The 4,609-nt window shown below is 67.3% G+C and carries 5 protein-coding genes; 3 read left to right on the top strand and 2 right to left on the bottom strand.

All coding sequences use genetic code 11. The annotated features are described in order from the left end of the window. Together ACLPJJ_RS11775 and ACLPJJ_RS11770 are read right to left on the bottom strand one after the other, a co-directional pair. Positions 1-384 (bottom strand): sortase (locus tag ACLPJJ_RS11775; protein WP_443591168.1); only part of this gene is annotated, 384 nt, incomplete at its 3' end. Between the two features lie 15 nt (positions 385-399). Next, the gene (locus ACLPJJ_RS11770; protein ID WP_443591167.1) at positions 400-633 is read right to left on the bottom strand and encodes a DUF1127 domain-containing protein; all 234 of its coding nucleotides are present in this window, start codon (positions 631-633) and stop codon (positions 400-402) included. Between the two features lie 169 nt (positions 634-802). Here ACLPJJ_RS11770 and ACLPJJ_RS11765 point away from each other — a divergent pair, with 169 nt between their 5' ends. From ACLPJJ_RS11765 to ACLPJJ_RS11755, 3 genes are all read left to right on the top strand, one after another. Further along, positions 803-2,560, top strand: a complete 1,758-nt coding sequence (locus tag ACLPJJ_RS11765) for an aminopeptidase P family protein (protein WP_443591166.1) — start codon at positions 803-805, stop codon at positions 2,558-2,560. A gap of 76 nt (positions 2,561-2,636) precedes the next feature. After that, positions 2,637-3,170, top strand: a complete 534-nt coding sequence (gene thpR, locus ACLPJJ_RS11760; protein WP_443591165.1) for an RNA 2',3'-cyclic phosphodiesterase — start codon at positions 2,637-2,639, stop codon at positions 3,168-3,170. Positions 3,171-3,264: 94 nt separating this feature from the next. Beyond that, the coding region (locus ACLPJJ_RS11755) for a hypothetical protein (protein WP_443591164.1) at positions 3,265-4,609 on the top strand (1,345 nt) is incomplete at its 3' end.

Below are 4,609 nucleotides of genomic sequence, written 5' to 3'. Positions count from 1 at the left end.
CGCCGGAGCAGGGCCCGCCTTCACGGCCCCGGTGGTGCCCTTTGGGTGTGGAGCCGACGTTTGGGCCGCGCCTGGGCCTTGGGCCGCCGGGGTCAGGGTGGACGCCTGTGCTGGTCCCGTGGCGGAGCCCGTGGCACTGACCGGCTGCCGGTGGCCCACGGCGACAGCCGCCGCCTCGGTGGGCACCTTTGCCCCGTGGGGTACCCGCTCCAGAAGAGCCGCTCTGACTACCAGCCGCGACGTGGCCTCGAAACGCGGGTTGCACGTCGTCAGCGTCAACATGGGAGCGCGCGTCGCGTCGAGGACTGCCGTGTCGCTCGGGTCTACCACCCACTGCCGCACAACGTCATAGACCCACGTTGTGCCCGAGGTGTCAGTGAGCATTGTGGCGCTACAGCGTTACCGGGAGACGCGCAGCATCTCGTCGATACCCTGGCGCGTCAGGCCGATATCGGCCAGGCAGCGGTCGGAAAGCTGGTTCAGTTCCGCCGCAACCGCGCGGCGCTCACGCCAGGCCCGGAACCGGTTGAGCAGCGTGTCGTGCCGCTCAGCATTCATAATCGGCGCCTGGCGCGCGAAAATGAGCGCCCCGAGCTTGCCCAGGGTGGTCGGGTTATGGATAGTCGTAAACATGATTCACCTGTTTTATCGGGGAGCGGCCGAGTCACCACGACCCAGCAGCACTCCAGACATGGGGAGATCTTGCTCTCCGCGCGCCTTCTTATAGCGCAGAATGGCGTTTTTTTGTGCGTCTTTTGCGGCGATGCAGCATTGCAACGATCGCATGTCATGAGGTTGTAGCATGTCGTCAGAACATAAAAACCGCCTGGCCGCGCTGCGCGCCTGCCTCGCCGCCACGGGGTTGGACGGGTTCATCATCCCCCGGGCCGATGAATATCTCGGCGAATATGTACCGCCCTGCGCCGATCGCCTGGCCTGGATTACCGGCTTCACCGGCAGCGCGGGGCTGGCCATCGTGCTAGCCGGGGAGGCGGCAGTGTTCTCCGATGGCCGCTACACGCTGCAACTGCAGCAGGAGACCGACCCGGATTTGTGGGAGCGCCGGCATATCATCGAGGACAAGCCGGAAGCTTGGCTGCGCGCCCACGCCGAGGGCAAGCGCATCGGCTACGACCCCTGGCTGATCAGCCCGGAGGGGCTGAAGCGCTTCGCCGGGGTGGAACTGGTGCCGGTACAGAGCAATCCCATCGACGAAATCTGGGCGGACCGCCCTGCCCCGCCTCTGGCCCCGGCCGTGCCACACCCGGAGGAATATGCAGGCGAAAGCGCTGCGGCCAAGCGCGCCCGTCTGGCGGCAAAGCTGCGTGAAGCCGGGCAGAATGCCGCCATCCTCACGGACCCGGCCTCGCTCGCCTGGCTGTTCAACATCCGCGGCGCGGACCTCGAATTCTGCCCCTTCGCCCTCGGCTACGCGCTGCTGCGCGACGATGCCTCGGCGCTGATCTTCATGGCCCCGGAGAAGGTGACGCCCGCCCTGCGCGCGCATCTCGGCCCCGAGGTGACGGTGCTGGATCGCGCCGCCCTGCCCGCCGAGATCGCGGCGCTCAAGGACAAGACGGTGCACCTTGACCCCGCCACCCAGCCCGTCTGGTTCGAGGCCGCGCTGCGCGAGGCAGGCGCGAACATTGCCGCCGGGCCGGACCCGGTTGCCCTGCCCCGGGCGCTGAAAAACCCCACCGAGCAGGCGGGCGCGCGGGCCGCGCACCTGCGCGACGGCGTGGCGATGGTGAAGTTCCTCGCCTGGCTGAGCCAGGCCCAGGGTGAGACCGAACTCTCGGCGGCCGCCAAACTGCTCCAGTTCCGGGCCCAAGGCGAACTGTTCAAGGGCGAGAGCTTCGCGGCCATCTCCGGGGCGGGCGAGCATGGCGCCATCATCCATTACCGCGTCACGCCGGAAAGCGACCGCGCCATCCGCCCCAATGAGGTCTATCTCATCGACAGCGGTGGTCAGTATTTGGACGGCACCACGGACATCACCCGCACCATCTGGACCGGGCCGGGCGAAGCGACCCCGGAGATCCGCGCCAATGTCACCCGCGTGCTGGCCGGGCATATCGCCCTCGCCCGCGCCGTGTTCCCCGCGGGCGTGGCGGGCGGACATCTGGACGCCTTCGCCCGCGCCGAACTCTGGCGCGCGGGGCTCGATTACGACCACGGCACCGGCCATGGCGTCGGCTCGTATCTTTCGGTGCATGAGGGACCGGCCAGCATCTCCCGCGCGGCGAAGCCCGTGCCGTTGGCAGCGGGAATGATCCTCTCCAACGAGCCGGGCTATTATTTGCCGGGCGCCTATGGGATTCGCCTGGAAAACCTGGTGCTGGTGCAGCCCGCGCTTTTCCCCAAAGCGCTGAAGCCGTTCCTGCGCTTCGAGACGCTGACGCTGGTGCCGTTCGACCGCGCGCTGATCGAGCCCGCCTTGCTCTCCCCGGAGGCGCTGGACTGGCTCAACGCCTACCACGCCCATGTTTACGAGGCGCTGGCCCCGCAGCTCGACAACCCCGCCCGCGCCTGGTTGGAGGCCGCCACCGCGCCGATATAATTATTGACCGGGCAAAGCCGGGTATTGCAAAATTATCTCAAGCGAGTCGCTGAATTTTTTGCAGAAAGGCCGGACCATGCGCCTGTTCGTTGCCCTCGACCTCCCCTGGGAGGTGAAAGAAGAGCTCAGCGATCTGTCTTGCAACCTGCCCGGGGCGCGCTGGGTTCCCACGGATAATTTCCACCTCACCCTGCGCTTCATCGGCGAAGCCAACCGCCTCCAGGCCGAGGAGATCGACCTCGCCCTCGCCTCCTTACGCGGGCGCAGCTTCCAGTTCTCGCTCTCCGGGCTCGGCTGGTTCGAGAAGAACGGGCGGGTGAACACGCTCTATGTCGGCGTCGAGCGCAACGAGGATCTGGCCCGGCTGCAGACCAAGGTGGAAACAGCGCTGAACCGCTGCGGCCTCGCGCCGGAGAAGCGCAGATTCACCCCGCATGTCACGCTGGCGCGGATGGACATGAACGTGACGCCATCGCTCACCAGCTTCGTGCAGGCGAATAATCTGTACCGCTCCGCGCTCATCCGTGCCGATAATGTCACGCTGTTCAGCTCCTTCCTCGGCAAGGACCAGCCGACCTACACGCCGGAAGCCGAATACGCGCTGGGCTGACACCATACAGTCACAGAAACTTCACTCTCGACCTATGACCTAACGCAAAGCCCGACTGCGATAATTAAGCTACCCAGGCGGCGGGAGAACAATCGTGACTGTAAAAAGTGGAATTGTCGGAGTTTTGGGCGAGAGCGAGGTGCTCCTCCCCGGGCTGATCAGCGCGGCGCTGGCGGCCAATGACAGGATAAAACTGCGCCTGTCCCTGATGCAGGAGGCCGCGGCCAAGGCGCGGGAGCCGGCACGCGCGGCGCGGGGCTTCGCGCCGGAGCTGCGCGCCGCCGGGCTTGATGCCGAAATGCCGGAAACCGCGCTCGGCCAGGCCAAGCTGCTGGGGCCGGATACGCTGTTCCTCCCCGGCGCCGGGGCGCTGCTCGGCGGGCTGAAGACCGACCTGGACGCCATGCTGGCCCCGCTGGTCACCGCCGCCACGGCCGAAGCCGATGCGCTGGCCGCGCGGGTGCAGGCGCTGCAGCCCGCCCTCGCCTCTCAAGCAGCGGATGAGATCGCGCTCAGCCGGATCGGCGCGCTCACCAGCGCCAGCCGCGAGAATGGCGACAAGTTCCACGCGCTGGTGATGGATCTGCACAAGGCGCTGAACCAGCTCGCCGCCAGCACCGCCGCCGAGAACCTGGACGGCGCCATGGTGCACGGGCTGACCGACGATGACCGCCACGCCGTGCGCGCCTTCATGCGCGGGCTGCACCGCACCGCGCCGCTCGCCTTCGGGCATCCGGGGCTGGGCACCACGGCGGTGCGCGGCGCCGCGCATCTCATCATCCAGAACGATATCGGCACCACCGAGGCGCATGTGCTGGTGGTGCATGTCACGGACGCCGAGGTGACGGTCACCTATACCGATATCCACCGCCCGCGCGCGAAGTTCTTCATCGATATGTTCGCGGGCCAAGGCGTGGAATGGAGCCCGCTCAACCCGCGCCAGGCCAAGGGGCTGGAGGAGGAGGCGTTCTACCTCATCAATGGCCGGTTCGCCGCCGCAGATGCGGACAGGCGCCTTGCCTTCATGGAGGTCCTCGGCTCGCGGCTGGTCTTCCTCATCGACTGGAACAAGGCTCGCAAGGCGCTGCAGATTTTCCTCGGCAAGAACGCCGCCATCGGCCTGCTCAGCTGGGCGGCGGCGCATGATTACGGGCATCGCGCCTTCCTCGAACTCGGCGGGGCAGAGTTGGTGTACGATGCGGTGCACCGTGCCGCCTCCGGGCGCATCCGCTATGGCGAGCGGCTGGACGACGCCCTGGGCGAGGGGGAATGTGTGGATTTCCTGCGCCATGTGCTGCGCTGCACGGCCCAGGGCTTTACCGCCGGGCGCGGCGCGCGGCTGATCCGCGACGAGATCCAGGCCGAACTCTCCCGCCGTTTCGAGACCTCCGAGAGCGCCGTGTTCACGCTGCTGGTGCGGCATCTCGGCCTCTCGCGCT

This window comes from Acidocella sp. (assembly GCF_052326845.1).
In the GTDB taxonomy this organism is placed as follows: Bacteria; Pseudomonadota; Alphaproteobacteria; order Acetobacterales; family Acetobacteraceae; genus Acidocella.
This window is presented reverse-complemented; position numbering and strand designations above follow the sequence as displayed.

What these genes read in the sequence shown, in the direction of transcription:
- ACLPJJ_RS11765 (WP_443591166.1), top strand. Translation starts at nt 803, where the DNA reads ATGTCGTCAGAACATAAAAACCGCCTGGCCGCGCTGCGCGCCTGCCTC.
- ACLPJJ_RS11770 (WP_443591167.1), bottom strand. Translation starts at nt 633, where the DNA reads ATGTTTACGACTATCCATAACCCGACCACCCTGGGCAAGCTCGGGGCG.
- thpR (WP_443591165.1), top strand. Translation starts at nt 2,637, where the DNA reads ATGCGCCTGTTCGTTGCCCTCGACCTCCCCTGGGAGGTGAAAGAAGAG.